Here is a 22715-nt window from a genome sequence, read left to right as displayed (position 1 = left end):
TTGGTTAATGATTGTTGTGGGTAGTATAGCCAAGAAATTCCATTATCAGCGTGGTGATTATTATACTAATCAGTCAGCCATATCCTCATCTGCATGATGTTTTAACGCTTCTGGATTTAAAACCGTGATGGATCGGTAACCAGTCTCAACCCAGCCCTCTTCAACGAAACGCTTGATAATGGCATTAACTTGTTTTCGCGATGTGGTAGTGATGACGCTCAGGCTTTCTTGTGAAACTGCTACGGGAATATGCGTTGCCCAGCAAATACGATGAAGGGCAGAGGCGACTCTGGCGCTTGCGCTTTTCTTCTGTAAGTCATGTACAAGCCTGAGCATCGAGTCCGCCCCCAGGATAGACATCACGCCAAAAGCGCGCATATTGTCAGGATCTTGTTCAGCCATTTGCTCCATTTTTTCAAGCGGTACATGCAGTAGCCAGGTTTCATTTTGTGCAACCAGTTCAATCCTTCTTGGTTTGCCCGAAATAAAGCTGTCTTCACCAAGCCAGTCGCCTGAAACTGCAATATCGATCAAACGGGGTGTTGAATAAGGTGGTGCAGCCATGATCCCCAGAGTCCCTGATACAAGCCCATAAATCCCACCAGCCTTGTCACCCTTAGCGAAGATGACATGTCCCGTGTCGAACTTCAGTAGCTCGGCATTTTCCAGAAGACGGACCCTGAACGCTTCAGATGTCCGGCTCAACCAGCCCCTTTGAATCACTATCGCTTCCGCGTTTTTTCGCAACATAGGTTCGTAATCCTTCGCGCCGTACTTGTCTTTATTGATACCTGCCACAGTAGTGTTGACACTAGTGATGAAGAAATTCAACTGAGTAATTTAGCACGAAATATTATCGTTACTTCAGGAAGATATGGAAAACGGAGGACAATTTTATAAAACTGATGGCTGGCGGATTAATCGAAGGATCCTGAGGCGTTTTGGCTTAAATCAACCCGATTATGCCGACATTCAGTGGGTATCAAAGGGATTATTAGTAATTAAAAAAAGCCCGCTACGGGGGAGCGGGTGACACAAAGTTAAGTGGTTAGTTATTTTTGTTTAAGTCCTTCTTAATCTCATAACGGTTTTCCTTTCTGTCAATATGAACCGTTCAAAAAAAACGATTACAAACGACGTATGGTTAGAACACTGTTTAACCTGATCAGTGAATCATAGAGTTCATAGGCAAGAAGGATACGGTGTCGCCAACAGTATTCGAACTGAGTGAAACTAATCTATAGAGGGCGAATTATGTCAATGAGCATTATTTTAAGGATAGTTTTTTTAATACTGGGTGCAACCGCGGTATCAGCGGGAGCTTCGACACTACATAGGCTGACTTCCCCAGCGCAAGGGGTTGTGTGCGATGTGTTTTTTTGTGCTGATGCCAACGGAGTTTCAGATGCTTTAACAACGAAATTTTTGGGCAAAGTGCGTGGAGACCAACTGAGTGCAATGGGCGACTTCGATCATTCAGCATTTACTTTTGCAAATGGAGTTTTTTGTGACACGAAGGCGAAATTATGTCGCAAGGATCGTTTTTTCGATGCTGACGGGAAGCGCTCGGGATCTATTGAAGATAATACAACTCGATTGCTATTTGAGCCGTAATAACCAGGCTGTCCATTTCCTGGTTATGCAGTGTGCGTGATCGGCTTAATACGTAAATCAATGGAATGCATAATGGGAATATCGTTTAGCTAGTTACTTATGTCCTTTTCTGCATGCTGAAGCAGTGCAGCAGGATCTTTAACGGTGATTGAGCGGTAACTGGTTTCAACCCATCCCTCTTCAACAAACCGCTGAATGACATTGTTGACCTGCTTACGAGAAGTGTTGGTAATGATGCTGAGATTATCCTGGGAAACCGTTACCGGAGTATCTGTGGACCACGACATACGGTGTAACGCTGAGGCGATTCTTGAGCTGATATCCCTCTTCTGTAAGTCATGCACAATTCTTAAAGCTGAATCAGCCTGCTGCATAGAAATCACGCCAAAAGCGCGAATGTCATTTGGATAAGCAGACACCATTTGTTCCATCGCTTTAATCGGTACGTGCAAAATCCAGGTTTCACTTTGTGCGACAACATCAATTCTTCGAGTATCGCCCGTTAGAAAACTATCTTCTCCCGTCCATCCACCTGGTACAGCAATGTGGATGAGGCGAGGCACGGAATCAAGCGGAGCCGTATTGATAACAACGGTTCCGTCCACAAGGCCAAAGATTCCTCCGGCAGGGGCTCCGGTACGGAAGATAAATTGCCCAGGTTCAAATTTCAGAAGTAAAGCATGCTTCAGCAGCCTCGTTCTGAAATCTTCAGGCATGAGCGATAACCACCCTCTTTGGCAGATCAAATGCTCAGCCCTTTCTCGAGTCATTTCCACTTTTCTTCCTCAATTGTCCGATTTGACACAATCTTGCATCAGAAAATTATGTATTAAAAGTGTGTCAGGCAAAAAGTCTCATAGGCAGGCTGTGGGAAAAAATACACGGCCGCATACAGGGTAGTGTTGGTTGTTAAGAAAGTGAGTAACACCTACTGATGACGAGGTTTGTGCGGACAGCACTAGTACGACCCGTAAGTAATCATTTTTATTAATGAAATTTTGGAGAAGGAGCTTGACCGTCACCTGTGACAGTTGCCCTTATGCAGGTGACTGAACGCGGGTTGAATATTTTAGGATGGATTCTTTTGATTCAGAGGATGCCGGGAATGTGTTAACAACAGTTTATTCCTGAACATGCTTATTTTATCAGACTACATGATGCCGGAGTTTTCCATGAAGCAAAGATTATATCTCACGCGTCAGGAAGTATCTGTTTTAGTCAGGGCCACATTTGGTAGTAAGAATGGATTAAGAGATTACTGTATGTTGCTGCTCTGCTATTTACATGGATTCAGAACGAGTGAGTTAACAGGGTTAAAACTATCAGACCTTGACTTGTCAGGGGGGCGCTTATCTATTAGTCGATTAAAAAATGGATTTAGTACTGTACACCCTTTACATATACAGGCCAGAAAGGCACTGGATATGTGGCTAAATATACGAAGTCAACTTGTAACTGATAATGATATTCAGTGGCTATTTGTTTCGCGTAAAGGTGGGCGTATCTCACGTCAGCGTTTTTATATGATTTGCAAAGAGTATGGACGACTGGCTGGTCTCCCTTTCGATGTACATCCTCATATGCTGCGGCATGCATGTGGGTATGAACTGGCAGAGCAAGGTATGGATACACGCCTGATACAGGATTATCTTGGTCATCGAAATATCAGGCACACTGTCCATTACACTGCTGGCAACGCAGCACGTTTTTCGAGAGTCTGGCAGGATAAAAGTTCGTACGAAGTGATTTTCTAGTGTGTTTATTATTTTATAGTGCTTGCTTTTTGTAAAAAACGTTGAGAGTTTAATTTATGTTTTTTTCAGATATTCATATGGGAAATAAATCAGTATTACATTGAAGTAAATAAAATGTGTGAACACACAACTTAACTCTTTTTAGATATAAAGTTAGGTGAGTTACTACCTCAATGTTGTCGCAAGTGCTGAAAACTCATGTATGATCCGTTCGATTTCGGTTATCGATTTTGGTATTCATGAGTATGATATTACTGCCCCACTCGATCAACGCTTGAGTCTGACATTGCAATGTCCTGTGGGTACAACCTAGCAACTGGCTTTGAACGAGGGGTTATATTCGGCGGGGGGAGCACGGAGCACGGAGCACGGAGCACGGAGCACGGAGCACGGAGCACGGAGCACGGAGCACGGAGCACGGAGAATGAGCAATGACTAGGGTGATTTTTTTCAGTATCAAATTTATCGTGATGCGGCACGAACACAAACCTGGGGTAATAAAAATAATGTGGATACCCTGAGTGGTGTTGGAGCGGGCATTGCTAACCCGCTCATGATCTCTATATATGGGCGGGTATTACCCCAGAATGGTCTGGCTCAGGAGCATGATCAGGATACTGTTATTGTTACCTTGATCTGTTAATGAATTATTTTTTATTTCAGAATATGTGCCTTTATTTTAGATGAGGTGTTAATGATTAGACACGTACTGTTTATACAGTTTAAACCTGATGTTTCGAGTCTTGATATTGATATTGTTCGTATTTTGTTTTTAGATGTTAGAAATAAAATTGAAGGTGTTTTAGATGTTGAGTGGGGAGAGAATGATAGCCCAGAGATGAAAAATGCAGGCTATACACATTGTGTTTTCATGACATTTTCGGATGATACTGCCCGACAAAGATATTTGCCACATTCAGTTCATGAGGAATTGAAAGAGATTTTCAAGCCTCTACTTCAGAACGTCATTGTTCTAGATTATACGGTTGTATAATGATTTTATATGAATGCGTTTTATAATATTAAAGTGGAGGAATTTATGATGATTAGGCGTAAAACATGTTTGGCTATTATGACATTTATTAGTGCGGTAAACATTCAATGTAGCTACGCACAAAAGACTCCCGATGTAACGGTTCCGACTCATGGCTTTAATACGTTTATTCCGGAAGATATTCTAACTCCGGATAAGATCCACACCCGTATTGGAACACTTAACTTTATCGATGGTGTCCCAACAAAAGAAACGGCAAAACTGGCTTTTGATAACCTTGACTTCATTCGCGGAGTCGAGGTTTTCTTGAGCCTTATGCCTGCCGCAAGTATTGAAGCAATTCGCCGTGGAAATATTGCATTGGGTGCAAGTAAAAGTAATCAGGCAACAATTTATGATCAACTTGCAGATTCAAACCCTCTGTTACTGACGGCGAATACTGATACCGTTTACGCTTTCTCAATGCTTGACCTCGAAACTGATGGCCCAACGGTCATTGAGGTACCGCCTGGAAGTGGTCCGGGAACAGTGAATGACGCATTTTTCAGATTCGTTGTTGATATGGGCGTCCCTGGGCCGGATCGGGGAAGGGGAGGAAAATATTTAATCGTGCCATCTGATTATATGGGTAATCTACCTAAGGATGTCAGGAATGGCGGTGAATATTATATTACGCGCTCACCCTCATATGTAAACATTGTTATTTTACGTGGATTTCTGGTTGACGGTAAGCCAGATGCCGCATCAAAGATGTTTCGCGATGGTTTTAAAGTTTATCCGCTCAGCAAAGCAGATAATCCACCTAAAATGGAATTTATCAATTCATCTAAGAAGGCATTTAATACTGTCCATGCAAACAATTTTGAGTTTTATAATGAACTCAATAACGTCATACAGAAAGAGCCTGTCGATTTTATTGATCCTGAAATACGTGGTCTTGCTGCCTCAATTGGTATTAGCAAAGGTAAAAAGTTTGATCCTGATAAACGGATGAAAGCAATTTTAACAGATGCAGTTGCGACGGGTAACGCAACGGCCAGAGCGATTAGTTTTCATAACCGAGATCCTCGCTCTATTCTTTATCCTAACAGTCAATGGCGAACCAGCTTCATTGGTGACGACTATCTCTGGCTTGGTGGGGATGGGCTTGCTGGCCGCGATCTTGATGCCAGAACCAGCTTCTTCTACGTCGCAACTGTTAATACACCATCAATGGCGGCAAAATCGGTGGGCAGTGGTTCGCAGTATGCTATTGCCAGCGCAGATAAGATGGGAGCCCCCCTTAATGGTTCTAAGAACTACAGGCTCAACATTCCTGGCAATGTGCCGGCAAATGACTTCTGGTCAGTGGTTATTTATGACCCTCAGACCCGTTCTGAACTGCAGACCTCTCAGCCATTCCCGAGTAAAAATAACAAACGAGACAAATTGATTGCAAATCAAGATGGGTCCGTAGACTTATTCTTCGGCCCTAAACCACCTAAGGGTAAGGAAGCCAATTGGATGCAAACAGTTCCTGGAAAAGGCTGGTTTACAATCATTCGCCTATATGGGCCTCTCGAGCCCTGGTTTGATAAAACGTGGAAACCGGGTGAGATCGAAGAAATTAAGTAACTCCTAAGATAGAACCGATTTAACTTATCAGGCAGATGATTTTAATCTGCCTTCTTTTTTTTCGTCAAATTTGTTGGTGGCGGTGCTTTCAGGGGATTAACTACCTGGTGTTGCGCTTCGGAAGTAACTGAAAGCACCGCCGTGTCTGGAAAACCGGCAGGAAACCAGACTTTAATGATACTGTTAACGTTTTTTTTCTGTGTCAACAGAATGTCGCTATATCCCTCTGTATTCTTGAATCTGACGTATAGAACGTTGTCATTTTTTTCACTTATCTGGTAACGAATTGTTAATACACGGTTGTGGGGCTTATTTATCGTTTCCACAATTATCTTCGTCGGTTCGGGTAGGCATTTTAACTTAATAACAGGAAAGCATACTGCTTCTGAGGGTTCACCCGGATATGTCGGGTCAGCTATCAGTATCCTTTCCTGTTGTGATGAATCCCCCTGTGCGGAGGGGCAGAACCAGCAAACTACTCCTGTGGTCGTAGGGAATCGAAATAGATGCGAGTCAAGGCTGCAGACTAAAGACTCACCTGGAGGCACCAGGCATCACAACGCTATTAAATATCTAACTTCATCGTTAAAGAGAGCAATGGCTAATCTGTTAATTTGAGGGTTGATTTTTGTCTACCTTCGTATTTTGATAAAAAAAATAATTGGCAATTCCATCCTTGCTAAGGAGTAACGGTGATATGTAAATTAATTGGCAAGGCAGATGAGTGCTTAAACATTGCGGAAGCTCCTAATAACATGCTTGAACGTTTGCATAATGCGATCTCTCAACTCAAAAGTGAATATATTTCAGCATTAGGTCTGCTTAGCAATATAAAATATTCTGCGAATAACCAAAAATTTAATGTCGTTGAAATAGGGATCGAAAGTAGTGAGAGAGATGGTTTAATTTGCTCCATTGCTGATATACCTATGTCTCAAGATAATACCATTCAATTTATACTGAGTACTGCTCTTTGTACACGGGATTATGCATTGAAATCCTATTTTAATATATACGTCAATATGTATATTAAAGGGAGGGCGATAAACGTTATCCTAAACAAAGAGAACGAAACGATGCGTTATACAGCTTATGAACATGCCGGTGGTTTTGGTCCAATTTGTGACGCTATAAAAAAACATATAAAACATTCAATTGACATGGACCTTGTTGATTATCAACTCTGGGGCTCATAGGCTTTAGTTACTGAAATGCACAAAGCAATGATAGTGGCTGTTATCCCAATCTAAGCATGTTAGGTTACATGCATTGTGTTTGTGGGATTGATTTGATTTGGTATTCATTCAAATATTCCAGCGGAAGATAAAGAGTTATTACGCTTAATCTTAGTTATAGGAAGTTAATCATGAGTGTTTTTTGTGTTTTTAACGTCCGTCGATTGGGGCAAATAAATAGCAGCTATTTTCACGTGCCGATGATCTTCCTATGGCGAAAAAGGACACCATTATCTCAGTCGCGCCGCTGATTATCTCCTGCAGGGAACAAGCGCTGTAAATCGTAGCCGGTCAGGCAGAAAGCAGCGTTTATGTACATGGTATTCATCTGGCGAGGTCCTTGTGACTGGTCGCCAGCAGCTGGTTATTTTCTGCCACTAAAAAGAATGAAGGAGTAAAGTTTGTTATCCCTGACCGAGTGAAACGAGCTCAAGCGTGCCGTTAATAATGAATTGCACGCCAGTACAGACCAGAAGAAACCCCATCAGCCTTGAAATAGCATCAATACCACCAGTCCCGACAAGTCGCATAATGGTTCCAGAGCTTCGAAGACTCAACCAGAGAATGAGGCCCACCAATAGGAAAATGAGTGGTGGTGCCACAAGAATTATCCAGGGGGCATATTCAGCACCATGCCGAGCCGCAGAAGTAGAAGCAGAGCTGATAATCATGGCAATAGTACCGGGACCTGCTGTTGAGGGCATCGCTAACGGAACAAAAGCTATTCCAGTATCGGCAGTTTCAGCGTCAGAACCGAGTGAAACTGGTCTGGTGGGCTGCGGGAATAGCATACGAAAGCCAATGAAAGCGACAATCAATCCCCCGGCAATACGCAGTCCAGGAATAGAAATCCCGAACGTGTTCATCACCAACTGTCCCGCGTAATACGTCACCATCATGATAATAAATACGTTCATTGAGGCCAGAAATGCAATGCGGTTTCTCATGGCTACACTCATCCCACCAGTGAGTGCAAGAAACAATGCAACGGTGGTCAGTGGATTTGCCAGAGGGAGAAGGACAACAAGTCCAAGTCCAAGGGCTTTCATTAAATCAATCATCATGTTTCCTTACTAACAGAGGGTAAGAAGGGCCGCCAGGCTCTCCTTCGCTAAAAAATCCCGCTGTTAAGGTGGGAAACAGCGGGAAGACATAAAGGATGTTAAGGAGGTACAAATAGTGACGCTACAAACGCAACACTAAACATTACGTCAACAGAACGCTGGGTTATGCTGTTATTAAGGTGATTGCAGCCGTTAAGAAAGAACGCTCCTGGCGACAGAGGTCATTTCGATGATTCAAAATTAAGAGCTCTCAGCACCAGAATACCGACGCTCAGGGAGAGTAAACTGGGGGACTACATTTCCGTCAATATAGCGGTATCGTAGCCATGCTGAGATCGCGTCAATGGCCATCACGACAATAACCATGATCAGAGTGATGAACATCACCACGTCCCAATTCCACAAACGCATGTTTTCTGCATAGACGAGTCCGATGCCTCCTGCACCCACAAAACCTAATACTGCAGCTGACCTGGTGTTTGATTCGATTTGGTAAAGGCTAAGAGCGATGAAAGCCGGGAAAGATTGCGTAAAAATACCAAAGCGGTGCTTTTGCAGAGGGCTGGCTGCAACCGATGTGAGTCCCTTTGTTGGGGAACCATCTACAGCTTCATGACTTTCAGCATATAACCGTCCCAGAAGTCCTATGTCTTGCATGAGAATCGCCAATGCACCTGCCAATGGACCAAGACCAATAGCACGAACAAAAATGAGCCCCCATATGGCCATATCTACCCCGCGCAAAATATCAAACAGGCGACGCATCAGCAGGGCGGCAATGCCTGCTAACTTGCCTTGCATAACATTGCGCGCAGCCAAAAAAGAAAGTGGAAGAGCGATTGCCGTAGCGGTGATCGTCCCGGTGAAAACTATCGCCAGTGTGATCAGGATTTGTGTCAGGTAATATCGCAGTGGCCAGTCAGTAAAATTATGCCAGATAAACATCCGTTGCAAATAAAAGCCTATTTGGCGAATACCACTACTGAACTGCTCTAAACTGATGCCATGTTGTGAAAAAAACCAAAGGTAGTACGACACGCAACCAAAAATCCATAGCCCGGTATGAAATAGTGAGTGTCTATTAAAACGGCGCAAAAATTTTTTGTCATTCTGGAGAGAACTGGATTTTAATGGGTTAAATGTGCGCGGTATCTTGTGTCCGTGCAGTACCTTTTTTCGCAATAATCCGGAAAAGCTATCTAACAGAGTGACGACAACGATGATGAGTAGCAGCGTCATGCTGACCTGATCGTAACGATCGAGCTTGATATTAGTCATGAGTTCCTGGCCTATCCCCCCAGCCCCCACAAGCCCAAGAATGGTAGATGAGCGAAAATTGATTTCAAGGCACATGAGGCTAAATGAGATAAAGAGGGGTTTTACCTGCGGCCACAAGGCAAAACGTATCTGTTGAAAGGATGATGCTCCACATGCCTTGAGCCCTAGGACTGGTTTATCATGAGTGCTTTCTATAGTGTCGTAAAAGAGTTTCGTTAAACTTCCGGTGCTGTGTAACAACAGGGCCAGAAATCCCGAAAATGGACCAATACCAAATGCCATGACGAAAATCATTGCCCATGCAAGGTCAGGCATGGTTCGCAGGAAAGCCACCAGTGTACGGAATGCTAAGCGTATCGGTAATGCGGTTCCTCCATTGTTAGCCGTAAGGAATGAAAGTGGAATGGCGAGAAAAACTGCAATAATCGTTGAAGCCATTGCCATCTGTAGTGTTTCAAGAATGAGAGGTAACTGAATAGGCAGACGATAACCCCACCATGACAATGACCCTCTAATATCAGAACCTGCAAACAGGTCGGACAGATGAAGTGCAGGCAAGATATCACGCAGATAGCTGAAGAAATCAGGTAACGCATGCCATATGCTGGCAGGGCTGAACTCGGCAATATGTCCGGCAGAAAAATAGAGCAACAGAAGGAGAGCCGATACGCCTAGTGTGTCCCGCCTTTGACGCTTGCGAATCTGTTGGTAATAGCGTTCAAACTCGTTATGGAGGCTACTCATTGATCGTTGTTTTCCGGGGCTGAACTCTCCCGACTTTACTGCCGGGAGGAGCGAAAACTATATTAATGCGCACTCAGTATTTCACGCTTCATGTCGATAATGTGCTGGAAATCAGCGACGCTCCCTTCTCGGATATGTAATTGCCCCCCGACAGCTTTTGCAAAACAGGCATGATCGTCCGTATCCAGTTTTTTGATGGCACGGATTACATTTTCTTTAAACTCTGTAGGAAGAGTATTGCTGATGAGGATTGGTCCACTCGGAATCAGCGGGGATTGCCAGATAATACGAATCTGTTTCATCACATCCGTGTGTCCTGCACGGATCAATGAGCGGAAGGCGCTGGCACTATAACCGGTGTTGTAATCCCCTGACATCGAACTGTAGGTCACTGCTCCGGCAAACTGCCCGTTCAGAACGCCAAGAATATCCTGCTCATGCCCGCCAGAGAACGTAATACTGGAAAAGAAATGGTTATACTGGTTATCTACATTCCCGCCTAGCTTTTGTCTGAAGGAGTAGTCAGGGATCAGGTATCCTGAAGTGGAGTCGGGATCGGCAAAAGCAAAGGATTTGCCTTTCAGGTCATCTAACGTCTGGTAAGGGCTGTCGGCTTTCACCACGACCACCGAATGGTAACCGTGTACACCGGTTGCATCATCTGCAGTCATTCCAATGACATCAACGGCATTCGGATTTTTGATATATACCGATGCGTAGGCGGCCGGTGACATGTTCAATACCACGTCCACCTTTCCCCCCAGCAGGCCCTGTGTGATTGCCGTGTAGTCGGAAGCATTTCTGAGTTTAGTTTCAATATTTAGCTCTTTATCCAGGAATGATTTAACACATTGATTATCACCGATTTGTTGAGTGGAATTCTGGCCACCCAGGATACCGAGATTTAATGTTTCTGGTTGTACAGCAGCGGTTGCTTGTCCAGAAAGCGCCATGCCAAGAGTAATTGCAGAAATTCGAATGCCATTACAAGAATGTGTTGTCATTTCCTTCCCCGTGTAAATGAATTAAGTAGTTAATCTTGTTTGCTGTACAACTGGTGCAGAATTTTAGAATTCAGCCCTGAGGGCGGCCCGTCGAAGATGATTTGTCCACCAGCAATGCCAATCACGCGCGAACAATACTTTTTAACCAGTTCCGAGGAATGGAGATTGACCATTACGGCGACACCTTGTCCGGCTATTTCGCAGAGAGCGCTCATAATCAGGTGAGTGTTTTTTGGATCCAGTGCGGCCACGGGCTCGTCGGCCAATAAAATCTTTGGATTTTGCATTAGCGCCCGACAAATGGCCACGCGCTGCATCTGGCCGCCAGAGAGGTTTTCTACTCGCTGCAACGCATATGGCAACATGTTCATCCACTCCAGCAAAGATATTGCACGAGACCGGTCGGCTTCAGAAAATAGATTGAAAAGGGATTTGAGCGTAGAAGTATGGTGCAGTCGACCTAACATGACATTAGTCAAGACATCGAGACGCGGGACGAGACAATAGTCCTGAAAAATCATGCTACACCGGCTGCGCCAGCTTGTTAGGGCTCGACGTTTTAATTTTGTGATATCAATCAACTTGCCAGATTCATAATGGCTAAGGATTTCGCCGCCACTAATGGATTGCATTCCATTTAGTAGCTGAAACAGGGTTGATTTACCGGATCCAGACTTGCCAATAACCCCAGCCATCTCACCAGCATAAAGATCAAAATTGATACTCTTCAGCAGGTAAGGTTGCCTGGGCCAGGCCTTACTAAGGTTGCGTGCTCTTAAGACAGGGCCTCTACTGGAGGCGCTAATCAGGGGGGGGATTTCATTTTCTGATACTTTGGTTAGAGTACTGTTCATAAAGATCCCTGTACGCAAAATTACTGAGGAACAATTTAGATATGTTTTATATGGCCGTTGTATGACTCTTTAATGAATGTAATGTGGGCGGTCGAAAATATTCCCTGCGCTGGAAAATATAGTTCATTGTTTGGCATGGTTTTTTTTCACTCAGATTTATCTGATTTTCCAAGTTACGCCTTTCATACCAAAAAAGACGCTTCTTTGCAATTTACTTTTTCAGCATTCGAGGCAAATAAAAAAGAGCACTGAGTTGCCCGCAGCAGCAGCAACAATAAATACTTTTGCTATTTGAAATGACTATTGAAACAACTTTAACACTATGAATTTATGAGAAATAAATGGTTAATATAGAGTGGTTGTGGGGAAAATGAGCTATGAGTAATAATTTATACGACATTGATAAGATCTAAATACCGCCACTAGCTCAGCAGGATAGAGCCGGTGACACACTGATGTTGCAGGTGCGGGGTTCGAGGCCCCGGTGGCGGTCCATTATTACTATCTGATCAGCGAAAAAGGAGAGCGGTCAGTAGGTGCTGTAGGAAAGCATTGGCCCGGTCTTAATTACCGGGCCAATGGGAGGGGTATTCTATCTTCTATTCGGGAGCGGTTGCGAGGGTGTCGATATAATCAGCATACCATTGCATCATTTCGCGTCTGCCATCCAGGTACTGAGCGTGATTGTAGATTCCACGAATGCTGTTTTTATCCGTATGAGCCAACTGCATTTCAATCCACGAAGTATTGAAACCCTGTTCATGAAGGATGGTACTCATTGTGTGTCGGAAACCATGCCCTGTAGCCCTTTTGTCATAACCAATTCGCTTTAGAACCATGTTAATACTAGCTTCGCTCATCGGCTTATTGACATCGTTTCGTCCAGAAAAAATGAGTTGGTAACGACCGGTGATCTGCTTCAGTTGGTGAAGAGCCTCTAGTGATTGGTGTGATAGTGGCACCAGATGGGACCTTTTCATCTTCATTCTGGTTTTTGGTATTTCCCATATATGATTATCAAAATCAATTTCACTCCATTCAGCCATACGTAATTCAACGGTTCTTAGACCTGTCAACATAAGCAAACGGGTTGCCTGTAGCGTAATAAAACTTCCTGTGTACTCAGATAATCTGTTGAGAAATTCGGGTAGTTCGGAAGTCTGCAAGAATGGATAATGCCGCTTTTCATATCCTTGTAAAGCGCTTGCGAGATCGGGGGCTGGATTGTACTCAGCTCGGCCCGTCACAATTGCGTATCGGAAAACTTCGCCACACCGCTGGCGGACCTTACTGGCTAACTCAGGCGCGCCACGTTTTTCGATTCGTTGCAAAACAGACAGAAGTTCAAGGGGTTTTATCTCGTTAACTGGTCGAGAACCTATAAAGGGAAACACATTGTTCTTAAAGGCTCGATCGACATAATCAGCATAGCTTTTTGACCAGCCCTGGACTTTTGCTCTATACCATTCAGTAGCAATAGACTCGAAGGTATTTTCAATAGACATTTTTTTAGCAAGCTGTTCTGCTTTCTTAAGCTCACCGGGATCGTTGCCCGCAGCCAGAGTTTTCCTGGCATCTTCCCGTTTTGAGCGAGCATCAGAAAGAGAAACGTCAGGATAAGTCCCGAAAGATAGTTTTTTCTCTTTGCCTGCAAACCGATACTTCATGCGCCAGTATTTGGAACCATTTACATTGATTTGGAGATACATCCCGCCGCCATCGGCAAGTTTGTAGGTTTTATCTTTAGGTTTTGCAGTATCAACCTGACGTGCATTAAGCGGCATTTGGGGGCCTCAATTTTAATTGAACACAGCAAGCCCCCACAAAGGCCCCCAAGCATCAATTGATTTACGTTTTGTTGGGTAGATGTCAGTTGATAGCAGCTTGCAGGATTGCTGGGGTTATTGCTGATTATAGAAGGGTTTTGTTGAGTTGGGTAGAGCTCGGGAGAGACAGGGATGGTGTCCCCTGCAGGAATCGAACCTGCAACTAGCCCTTAGGAGGGGCTCGTTATATCCATTTAACTAAGGGGACAAGGCGGCACGAGTATAGCCTCATTTACACTTTGCGTTAAGCTCATCGCCGCCTGACTGCTTAAAGAGTCACCATTCAGGTCGATTTTTTTGCAGATTTATCATCGTTTTCCCGCGCTTTCTGTTCGGCCTTGCGCTTATTAGACATGTCGTTACGGATTTGCGCATGGCTTAACAGTGCGAAGATAAACGTTCCGCCGCAGATATTGCCTGCCAGCGTCGGCAGGGCGAACGGCCAGAAAAAATCGCTCCAGTGAAGCGTACCATTAAAGACCAGATAGAGGATTTCAACGGTTCCGACCACGATGTGCGTGGTGTCAGCCAGCGCTATCAGCCAGGTCATTAATATGATCACGACAATTTTGGCACTGCCCGCGGAAGGAAACATCCACACCATGGTCGCGATTATCCAGCCGGAGATGATGGCATTCGAGAACATTTCGAACGGCGTGTTTTTCATTACGTCCATACCGATTTTCACGAAGGCATCCCGGGTGGGCTCATCGAATATCGGCATATATTCAAATGCCCATGCCGCCACGCCTGTACCGATGATATTCCCCAGCAGCACCACGCTCCATAAACGCATCAGTAAACCGAAATTACCGAGGGTAGGGTTTTGCATTACCGGGAGAACGGCGGTAACGGTGTTTTCAGTAAACAGCTGCTGGCGCGCCATAATGACAATCACAAAGCCAAAGGTGTAGCCGAGATTTTCAAGTAAAAATCCACCGGGTACCCCTTCCAGTTGCACATGAAATATGCCCTTGGCGAGGAGTGAGGCGCCCATCGACAAGCCTGCCGCGATGGCCGACCAAAACAGAGCCATGGCATCACGCTCCATCTCTTTTTCGCCATCCTGTCGGATATGTTCATGGATCGCCATCGCACGGGAAGGAAGGCGATCTTCATTGATTTCTATCTCCTCACCGCGCTCTTTTTCCTCGCTTTCAATTTCAATTTCCTCATTACTCTCGCCAATTTTTTCTTCGCCCACTTCTTTCATAGCCACTCCAACACGATGATCTTTCTATAAAGCGTAGCGGCTTTTAATGAAATGCCCGTGGGGATGCTCTTAAATTGGCGGCAATGGCAACAAAGGCGATACATCTCATTAAAAGACATTATAAAATTGCCAGCGAAACGAATTCTAAAAGCCAGGCTATGCTGAGATCAGAGTGACGGTGGTTACTGCCCGTAATTGTGCTCGTAGACATCGGTAAACGTGCTGTTACAATCACTTGCACGTTTACAGGCGGAGCAACCCATGCTCCGTTACGGATGGCAATCAACGATAGCCATACTGAACAGGGAGATATTTATGAAACTTCGGCTGTCGGCGCTTGCGCTGGGCGCGACGATGCTTGTGGGCTGCGCCAGCTCTGGAGAGCAAACGGGACGCTCCGATCCTCTCGAAGGATTTAACCGCTCAATGTACAGCTTCAACTACAACGTGCTGGACCCGTATGTGGTTCGCCCGGTGGCAGTTGCATGGCGTGATTATGTTCCACAACCTGCGCGTAACGGGTTGAGTAACTTCACCAGTAACCTGGAAGAACCTGCGGTGATGGTGAACTACTTCCTGCAGGGCGATCCGTATCAGGGTATGGTGCACTTTACCCGCTTCTTCCTGAACTCATTGCTGGGGATGGGGGGCTTCATCGATGTTGCCGGTATGGCGAACCCGAAACTTCAGCGTGAGCAACCGCACCGTTTCGGCAGTACGATGGGGCATTATGGCGTGGGTTATGGTCCGTATGTTCATCTGCCATTCTACGGCAGTTTCACCGTACGAGATGACGGCGGCGACATGGTGGATACGCTGTATCCGGTTCTGTCGTGGCTGACCTGGCCGCTGTCGGTAGGGAAATGGACGGTGGAAGGGATCGAGACGCGTGCGCAACTGCTTGATTCGGACGGTCTGCTGCGTCAGTCTTCTGACCCGTATATTATGGTCCGCGAAGCTTACTTCCAGAATCACGACTTTATTGCCAATGGCGGCAAGCTGAAGCCGGAAGAGAATCCGAACGCGAAAGCAATCGAGAACGAATTAAAAGATATCGACTCGGAATAAAGATATCGACCCGGAATAAAGAAAAAAGGTGAGCCATGCTCACCTTTTTTAATCCCTGCGCGATTAGAACGCGTAGTTGAAGTTCATGCCATACAGCCAGGCTTTACCTTCAGAAGAGAACTCATACGGCCCCTCCTTAAAGTTAACTTTTTGACCGTGCATGTAAGAGATGCCCGCATCGATAGAAGCATCTTTATTGAAGGCATAGGTTGCACCTGCGCTCAGCCAGAAGCGGTCCTGGTCCGGAATGGAGATGGAACGCTTGTCAGCCGGTACCGGACTATCATCGAAGGCAATACCGGTACGGAATGTCCAGTTGTCATCCATATAGTAGGTGGTACCCAGCGCGATACGGTAGGCATCACGGAAGCTTTCATCTTTATAGAAGAGCGTGTCACCATTGCTGTTGGTCGCTTTCAGCTCCTGGAACTGGCTCCAGCTGGTGTAGGTCAGGCTATAGTGAACCGCCCACTGCGGCGCCACTTTGTTATAACCCGACAGTTCCCACATTTCTGGCAAGTGCAGGCTCAGAGAACCGCCAGTGGTACGGCCGTCGGTGCCCATTGGCAGGCCGAAGCTACCCAGAATCTGGTTATAGGCTGAAGGCAGGCTGCTCTTATAATCGCCATCGAAGTCAATTTTCACTTCGGAACGGTAGGTTAAACCGTAGCGGTTATTTTTATCGATTTCATAAAGGATACCGGCGTTCCAGCCAAAGCCCCATTCGTCACCCTTAAGGTAAGCAATCTGGGTATCTGCCGGAATACCTGCAACCTGCTGTGCCAGACCCGGAATCGGCGGCAGAGCGCCTGAGCCAGCAACGACTTTACCCAGGTCACCCGCGTAGCGCTCGATCTTCGCTTTAGCATAAACCGCATCAAAGCCGACGCCGAAGCTCCAGTGGTTGTCCAGACGGTAAGCACCGCTCAGGTTCAGGTTCAGGGTTTCAAGGTCGGTTTTACCGCCATACGCCCCTGCGGCGTAGTTATTATTAAACTCGGTTGCCAGACCGTAGTTAGACGTCACGGAAGCGCCCCAGCCGAACTGGTCATTAATTGGCGCAACGAAGTGGAGGTTTGGCACCCAGGCTGTTGGCGCGATGTTGTCTGCCTTCAGGCTGGCGCCTGTTGGCGAGCGGCCCGAGATATCAACACCCGGATCAACAAAGATTGCACCAGCAGAGAAGGTCGGACGATCGAACATCATGATCAGTGCAGGGTTACGACTCGCGTTGCCCGCATCATCAGCAATTGCGCCTTCCCCGGAATACGCACGGCCAAGGCCAGAGGAAGAAAATTCGTTTAACTGAAAGCCCGCGGACCAGGCGGACGTAGAGACGATTGCCACTGCGACTGCCAGCGCAGTCTTTTTGAACAGGGTTTTCTGGCTCATGACCATAACCTCATTGAGTTATTTTTATTCAATAATTGTTACATACCGTAACAGGAGCGCGAAGTGTAGGGTCTGAGGTATGACATACAAATCAGACCAGTGGCGAGAGTATAGGTCTGACCAGCCAGAATGTTGCAAGTTTGTTTATTAATATTTTCAAACATGTTTCTTGAAACGAGATCTGGTTGGCAAAATTGTGACCATTGCGAATCGTCTGAAAGGGGGATTTTTGTTCTAGATCATTTTTTAGTGTGATATTGGTCACTTATCCGCTTTTGCGCCATTAACGGCTGGAGAGAGCCAGCCCCGGGGCGTAAAATAGCAGCATCGTGTTTATCTCGCGCCTTGCGCGAATACAGAGGAAATTGAGCTATGAGTAAATGCAGTGCTGATGAAACCCCGGTTTGCTGCTGTATGGATGTTGGTACCATCATGGACAACTCCGATTGCACCGCCTCTTACAGCCGTGTATTCAGCAACCGCGCCGAAGCGGAAGAAACCCTGGCCGCGCTGAGCAAACGTGCACGTGAAGTCGAATCCGATCCGTGCGAAATCAAATCCACCTTTACTGACGTGGACGGTGGTGTGAAGCTGGATATCGACTTTGTGTTCGCCTGCGAGGCGGAAACGCTGATTTTCCAGCTGGGTCTGCGCTAACCTCAACGGCGTAATGCCCTCATCCTGGCCCTCTCTCACAGTAGAGGGTGCACACTAAAACGGTAACCTTCGGGTTACCGTTTTGCTTTTGTTTTCGCAGAGACATTTTCTTTTTCTTCTCTGTGCCTTAGCTCGCACTTTTTCGTTTCCCTGATTGGCTGAATGTAAAAAAATGGTTAAGACTGTTATCAGGTCAGACCACTTTATGTTTGAGTAAAAAATTTTACAGGGGAAGGTTATGAGTCAGGCGTTACCGCTTATTACCCGTCAGGGCGATCGCATTGCCATTGTCAGTGGATTACGTACGCCATTTGCACGTCAGGCGACAGCGTTTCATGGCATACCGGCTGTCGATCTGGGGAAAATGGTGGTGGGGGAGATGCTGGCTCGCAGCGAAATTCCGCCTGAGGTCATCGAGCAGCTGGTTTTTGGACAGGTTGTGCAGATGCCTGAAGCACCCAATATTGCGCGAGAAATCGTCCTCGGTACGGGGATGAACGTCCACACTGATGCCTACAGCGTCAGCCGGGCATGTGCTACCAGTTTCCAGGCGGTGGCTAACGTGGCTGAAAGCCTGATGGCAGGTACCATTCGCGCTGGGATCGCCGGCGGGGCGGACTCCTCTTCGGTTCTGCCGATTGGGGTCAGTAAAAAGCTGGCCCGGATCCTGGTTGACGCCAACAAAGCCCGTACCGTCGGTCAGAAACTCAAACTTTTCTCACGCTTACGCCTGCGTGACCTTATGCCTGTACCGCCCGCAGTGGCGGAGTATTCCACCGGTCTGAGAATGGGCGATACCGCCGAGCAGATGGCAAAAACTTACGGGATCACCCGTGAGCAGCAGGATGCGCTGGCTCATCGCTCACATCAGCTGGCGGCGAAAGCCTGGTCGGAAGGCAAACTGGCTGATGAAGTCATGACGGCGTACATCCCGTCATACCGTGAACCGCTGTCAGAAGATAACAATATTCGCGGCAGTTCGACGATGGCGGATTACGCCAGGCTCCGTCCGGCATTTGACCGCAAACACGGTACCGTCACGGCCGCCAACAGTACTCCGCTGACGGACGGTGCCGCCGCGGTGATCCTGATGACGGAATCCCGTGCCAAAGAGCTGGGCATAAAACCGCTGGGCTACCTGCGCAGCTACGCCTTCACGGCGATAGATGTGTGGCAGGACATGTTGTTAGGGCCGGCGTGGTCCACACCGCTGGCGCTGGAACGCGCGGGACTTACCCTCGCGGATTTAACCCTCATTGATATGCACGAAGCCTTTGCCGCACAAACCCTGGCAAACATACAACTGCTGGCGAGTGAACGTTTCGCGCGCGATGTTCTTGGCCGAGCCCATGCCACTGGCGAAGTGGATCAGAGCAAATTTAACGTCCTGGGTGGTTCCATCGCCTACGGTCATCCATTTGCGGCGACGGGGGCGAGAATGATCACCCAGACATTACATGAGTTACTCCGCCGGGGCGGTGGTTTTGGTCTCGTAACCGCCTGCGCAGCGGGTGGTCTGGGCGCGGCAATGGTTCTGGAGGCTGAATAATGGATATGCCATCTGCATTTAATCTGACGGTACGCCTCGATAACGTCGCCGTTATTACTATCGATGTTCCCAACGAGAAGATGAACACCCTGAAAGCCGAGTTCGGCGTTCAGGTGCGCGCGATGCTAAAGCAGATCCGCGAGAACAAAGCGATTCGCGGCCTGGTGTTTATCTCGGCGAAACCGGACAACTTTATTGCCGGAGCCGATATCAACATGATTGCCAGGGCGCAAAACGCTCAGGAAGCCGAAGAGCTGGCGCGTCAGGGGCAACAGGTCATGGCGGAGATCCATGCGCTGTCTATCCCGGTCATCGCGGCGATCCACGGTGCCTGTCTGGGCGGTGGGCTGGAGCTGGCGTTGGCCTGTCACAGCCGCATTTGTACCGACGATGCGAAAACCGTTCTGGGCCTGCCTGAAGTACAGTTAGGCCTCCTGCCAGGCTCCGGCGGGACGCAGCGTCTGCCGCGTCTGGTTGGGGTCAGCACTGCGCTGGAAATGATATTAACCGGCAAACAACTGCGTGCCCGTCAGGCGCTGAAAGCCGGCCTGGTCGACGAGGTGGTTCCTCACGCCATTTTGCTTGAGGCGGCGGTTGAACTGGCGCTCAAAGGACGGCAGGCAAAACGTCCTCTGCCGGTGCGTGAGCGCGTGCTGGCCGGGCCACTGGGCCGCACACTCCTGTTCAGCATGGCGGGCAAGAAAACCGAACAAAAAACCAAAGGCAACTACCCGGCGGCGAAACGTATCCTTGAGGTTATTGAAGTGGGCTTATCTCAGGGCAGCAGCAGCGGCTATGTCGCAGAAGCAAAAGCCTTTGGTGAGCTGGCGATGACGCCGCAGTCTCAGGCGCTGCGTAACATCTTTTTTGCCAGTACAGAGGTAAAAAAAGACCCCGGCAGCGAGGCGCAACCTGCCCCGCTGCATGCCATTGGCGTACTGGGTGGCGGGCTGATGGGGGGCGGAATATCTTTTGTTACCGCCAGCAAAGGCAAATTGCCTGTACGTATCAAAGACATCAATGCGAAAGGAATCAATCACGCGCTGCAGTACAGCTGGCAGAACCTTGATCAAAAGGTTAAACGCCGCCATATCAAGGCCAATGAGCGTGATAAAACCCTGGCACTGATCTCCGGCACGACAGATTACAGCGGTTTTGCCCATCGCGATCTGGTGATTGAAGCGGTGTTTGAAGACCTGGCGCTTAAGCAGCAGATGGTGGCTGACGTTGAGCAACATTGCGCACCCCATACCATTTTTGCGTCGAACACCTCGTCATTGCCCATTGGCGATATTGCGGCCAGAGCCCAGCGTCCGGAGCAGGTGATTGGCCTGCACTATTTCAGTCCGGTTGAAAAAATGCCGCTGGTGGAGGTTATCCCACACGCCAGTACCAGCCCGCAAACCGTTGCTACCGTGGTTAAACTGGCCAAAATGCAGGGTAAGACACCGATAGTGGTGGCGGACAAAGCCGGCTTTTACGTTAACCGCATTCTGGCGCCTTATATAAATGAAGCGATGCGGCTTCTGACGGAAGGGGAGAAGATCGAACACGTCGACGAGGCGCTGGTGAAGTTTGGGTTCCCCGTTGGCCCAATCCAACTTTTGGATGAGGTGGGAATTGACACCGGCACTAAAATTATACCTGTGCTGGAAGATGCTTATGGAGATCGTTTTAGCCCGCCTGCAAACATTGTTTCTGCAATTTTGAAGGACGATCGCAAAGGCAGAAAAAATGAACGCGGTTTCTATCTTTACGGCGCGAAAGGGCGTAAAAGCAAGAAACAGGTCGACCCTTCGGTTTATGGGCTTATTCCGACAACCGGTCAGGGGAAACTGTCACCCGTTCAGTGTGCTGAACGGTGTGTGATGATGATGCTTAATGAAGCGGCACGCTGCTTTGGTGAGCAGGTGATTAAAAGCGCGCGCGATGGTGACATCGGTGCGGTATTTGGCATTGGTTTCCCGCCGTTCCTCGGCGGCCCGTTCCGTTACATGGACACTCTCGGTGCGGGTGAAGTGGTTGCAATCCTGCAACGTCTGGCCTCGCAATACGGTCCGCGGTTTACACCGTGTGACGAATTATTGCAGATGGCGGAACGGGGCCAGACATTTTGGCCTTCAAGGGAAACTGTCCTCGTAAGTTGAGGTCAAAAAAGGGTAAATCCTGAAGTGTATGAACCTGTTTTGGCGATTTTGTAAACAGAGATTGACTATACTTACGCCATTGAGGTAAAAAACAGCGTTTCATTCACCGAATGGATCAGGCACAATGCCCGACCATCGGGTTTTCTACCTCGGAGCGGTAATCGCGGGTAGTCAACGCCGGTGATTCTGGTTAACAAAAGCGGTGCAATATGCAAGTTTTTATCATGCGTCACGGCGACGCGGCACTCGATGCCGCCAGTGACTCAGTACGTCCTTTGACCGTCTGTGGCTGCGACGAATCTCGTCTGATGGCGACCTGGCTTAAAGGTCAAAAAGTGGACATCGAACGCGTTCTGGTGAGTCCGTTCCTGCGTGCAGAACAGACGCTGGAAGTGGTGGGGGAGTGTATGAACCTGCCAGCCAGTGTGGATGTTCTCCCGGAACTCACCCCGTGCGGTGATGTCGGCCTTGTCAGCGCTTATCTTCAGGCGCTGTGCAATGAAGGTGTCGCTTCTGCGCTGGTCATTTCCCACCTGCCACTGGTTGGCTATCTGGTATCTGAGCTGTGCCCGGGCGAGACGCCGCCGATGTTCACGACTTCCGCCATTGCCAACGTCGCTCTCGACGAAACGGGCAAAGGGGTCTTCAACTGGCAAATGAGTCCGTGCAATCTGAAGATGGCAAAAGCTATCTGATGTGACGTGCGAT

The 22715-nt window shown here is 47.5% G+C and carries 20 protein-coding genes, 1 tRNA gene and 2 pseudogenes; 11 read left to right on the top strand and 12 right to left on the bottom strand.

Features of this window, described 5'->3' with window-relative positions:
• Positions 1-69 precede the first annotated feature (69 nt).
• On the bottom strand, positions 70-798 hold the full coding sequence (locus QMG44_RS12080) for a Crp/Fnr family transcriptional regulator (protein WP_232937494.1): 729 nt from the start codon (positions 796-798) through the stop codon (positions 70-72).
• A gap of 456 nt (positions 799-1254) precedes the next feature.
• Here QMG44_RS12080 and QMG44_RS12075 point away from each other — a divergent pair, with 456 nt between their 5' ends.
• The gene (locus QMG44_RS12075) at positions 1255-1614 is read left to right on the top strand and encodes a YcgJ family protein (protein WP_232937495.1); all 360 of its coding nucleotides are present in this window, start codon (positions 1255-1257) and stop codon (positions 1612-1614) included.
• Positions 1615-1703: 89 nt separating this feature from the next.
• Here QMG44_RS12075 and QMG44_RS12070 read toward each other — a convergent pair whose 3' ends face one another.
• Complete coding sequence (locus QMG44_RS12070; protein ID WP_126796750.1) at positions 1704-2384, bottom strand: Crp/Fnr family transcriptional regulator; 681 nt, start codon at positions 2382-2384, stop codon at positions 1704-1706.
• A gap of 402 nt (positions 2385-2786) precedes the next feature.
• Between QMG44_RS12070 and QMG44_RS12065 the strand changes: the two genes are divergently transcribed.
• From QMG44_RS12065 to QMG44_RS12055, 4 genes and pseudogenes are all read left to right on the top strand, one after another.
• Positions 2787-3368 (top strand): tyrosine-type DNA invertase, encoded by a 582-nt coding sequence (locus tag QMG44_RS12065; RefSeq protein WP_281853085.1) that lies wholly within the window; start codon positions 2787-2789, stop codon positions 3366-3368.
• A gap of 457 nt (positions 3369-3825) precedes the next feature.
• A pseudogene (locus QMG44_RS24315) lies at positions 3826-4011 on the top strand (spore coat protein U domain-containing protein); the annotation flags it as partial.
• Positions 4012-4062: 51 nt separating this feature from the next.
• The gene (locus QMG44_RS12060; protein WP_126796709.1) at positions 4063-4362 is read left to right on the top strand and encodes a Dabb family protein; all 300 of its coding nucleotides are present in this window, start codon (positions 4063-4065) and stop codon (positions 4360-4362) included.
• Positions 4363-4371: 9 nt separating this feature from the next.
• Complete coding sequence (locus QMG44_RS12055; protein ID WP_232937498.1) at positions 4372-5976, top strand: DUF1254 domain-containing protein; 1605 nt, start codon at positions 4372-4374, stop codon at positions 5974-5976.
• A 41-nt stretch (positions 5977-6017) separates the two neighbouring features.
• Here the strand turns inward: QMG44_RS12055 and QMG44_RS12050 are convergent, their stop codons facing one another.
• Positions 6018-6302, bottom strand: coding sequence for a hypothetical protein (locus QMG44_RS12050; RefSeq protein ID WP_126796708.1), 285 nt, complete (start codon positions 6300-6302; stop codon positions 6018-6020).
• A gap of 366 nt (positions 6303-6668) precedes the next feature.
• Here QMG44_RS12050 and QMG44_RS12045 point away from each other — a divergent pair, with 366 nt between their 5' ends.
• Positions 6669-7172, top strand: a complete 504-nt coding sequence (locus QMG44_RS12045; protein WP_232937499.1) for a hypothetical protein — start codon at positions 6669-6671, stop codon at positions 7170-7172.
• Between the two features lie 443 nt (positions 7173-7615).
• On the opposite strand, the gene QMG44_RS12040 is transcribed toward QMG44_RS12045, so the two are convergent.
• From QMG44_RS12040 to QMG44_RS12005, 8 genes and pseudogenes are all read right to left on the bottom strand, one after another.
• On the bottom strand, positions 7616-8272 hold the full coding sequence (locus QMG44_RS12040) for a MarC family NAAT transporter (protein ID WP_281853091.1): 657 nt from the start codon (positions 8270-8272) through the stop codon (positions 7616-7618).
• Positions 8273-8515: 243 nt separating this feature from the next.
• Positions 8516-9370 carry a phosphonate ABC transporter, permease protein PhnE gene (phnE, locus tag QMG44_RS12035; RefSeq protein ID WP_281853090.1) on the bottom strand — a complete coding sequence of 285 codons (855 nt, stop codon included), beginning with the start codon at positions 9368-9370 and terminating at the stop codon, positions 8516-8518.
• A 57-nt stretch (positions 9371-9427) separates the two neighbouring features.
• Positions 9428-10297 (bottom strand): annotated as a pseudogene (gene phnE, locus QMG44_RS12030) (phosphonate ABC transporter, permease protein PhnE); the annotation flags it as partial.
• A gap of 62 nt (positions 10298-10359) precedes the next feature.
• Positions 10360-11301 (bottom strand): phosphonate ABC transporter substrate-binding protein, encoded by a 942-nt coding sequence (phnD, locus tag QMG44_RS12025; protein ID WP_281853084.1) that lies wholly within the window; start codon positions 11299-11301, stop codon positions 10360-10362.
• A 29-nt stretch (positions 11302-11330) separates the two neighbouring features.
• Positions 11331-12155, bottom strand: coding sequence for a phosphonate ABC transporter ATP-binding protein (gene phnC, locus QMG44_RS12020; RefSeq protein ID WP_232937503.1), 825 nt, complete (start codon positions 12153-12155; stop codon positions 11331-11333).
• A gap of 599 nt (positions 12156-12754) precedes the next feature.
• Positions 12755-13939 carry a phage integrase central domain-containing protein gene (locus QMG44_RS12015; RefSeq protein ID WP_126796704.1) on the bottom strand — a complete coding sequence of 395 codons (1185 nt, stop codon included), beginning with the start codon at positions 13937-13939 and terminating at the stop codon, positions 12755-12757.
• Between the two features lie 175 nt (positions 13940-14114).
• Positions 14115-14189, bottom strand: a tRNA-Arg gene (locus tag QMG44_RS12010).
• Between the two features lie 75 nt (positions 14190-14264).
• Positions 14265-15194, bottom strand: coding sequence for a formate/nitrite transporter family protein (locus QMG44_RS12005; protein ID WP_020883107.1), 930 nt, complete (start codon positions 15192-15194; stop codon positions 14265-14267).
• A gap of 315 nt (positions 15195-15509) precedes the next feature.
• Between QMG44_RS12005 and mlaA the strand changes: the two genes are divergently transcribed.
• Positions 15510-16262 (top strand): phospholipid-binding lipoprotein MlaA, encoded by a 753-nt coding sequence (gene mlaA / locus QMG44_RS12000; RefSeq protein WP_020883108.1) that lies wholly within the window; start codon positions 15510-15512, stop codon positions 16260-16262.
• 63 nt (positions 16263-16325) lie between these two features.
• Here mlaA and fadL read toward each other — a convergent pair whose 3' ends face one another.
• Complete coding sequence (fadL, locus tag QMG44_RS11995) at positions 16326-17654, bottom strand: long-chain fatty acid transporter FadL (protein WP_020883109.1); 1329 nt, start codon at positions 17652-17654, stop codon at positions 16326-16328.
• A 372-nt stretch (positions 17655-18026) separates the two neighbouring features.
• Between fadL and QMG44_RS11990 the strand changes: the two genes are divergently transcribed.
• From QMG44_RS11990 to sixA, 4 genes are all read left to right on the top strand, one after another.
• Entirely contained in the window at positions 18027-18311 is a 285-nt protein-coding gene (locus QMG44_RS11990; RefSeq protein WP_014171053.1) for a YfcZ/YiiS family protein, read from the top strand.
• A 238-nt stretch (positions 18312-18549) separates the two neighbouring features.
• The gene (fadI, locus tag QMG44_RS11985; protein WP_086532259.1) at positions 18550-19860 is read left to right on the top strand and encodes an acetyl-CoA C-acyltransferase FadI; all 1311 of its coding nucleotides are present in this window, start codon (positions 18550-18552) and stop codon (positions 19858-19860) included.
• Entirely contained in the window at positions 19860-22007 is a 2148-nt protein-coding gene (fadJ, locus tag QMG44_RS11980; RefSeq protein ID WP_196355797.1) for a fatty acid oxidation complex subunit alpha FadJ, read from the top strand. The genes fadI and fadJ overlap by 1 nt, the downstream gene beginning before the upstream one ends.
• Before the next feature lie 209 nt (positions 22008-22216).
• On the top strand, positions 22217-22702 hold the full coding sequence (gene sixA / locus QMG44_RS11975; RefSeq protein ID WP_014171048.1) for a phosphohistidine phosphatase SixA: 486 nt from the start codon (positions 22217-22219) through the stop codon (positions 22700-22702).
• Positions 22703-22715: the final 13 nt, after the last annotated feature.

It is taken from the genome of Enterobacter sp. 200527-13, assembly GCF_027924865.1.
Classification (GTDB): Bacteria; Pseudomonadota; Gammaproteobacteria; order Enterobacterales; family Enterobacteriaceae; genus Enterobacter; species Enterobacter ludwigii.
This window is presented reverse-complemented; position numbering and strand designations above follow the sequence as displayed.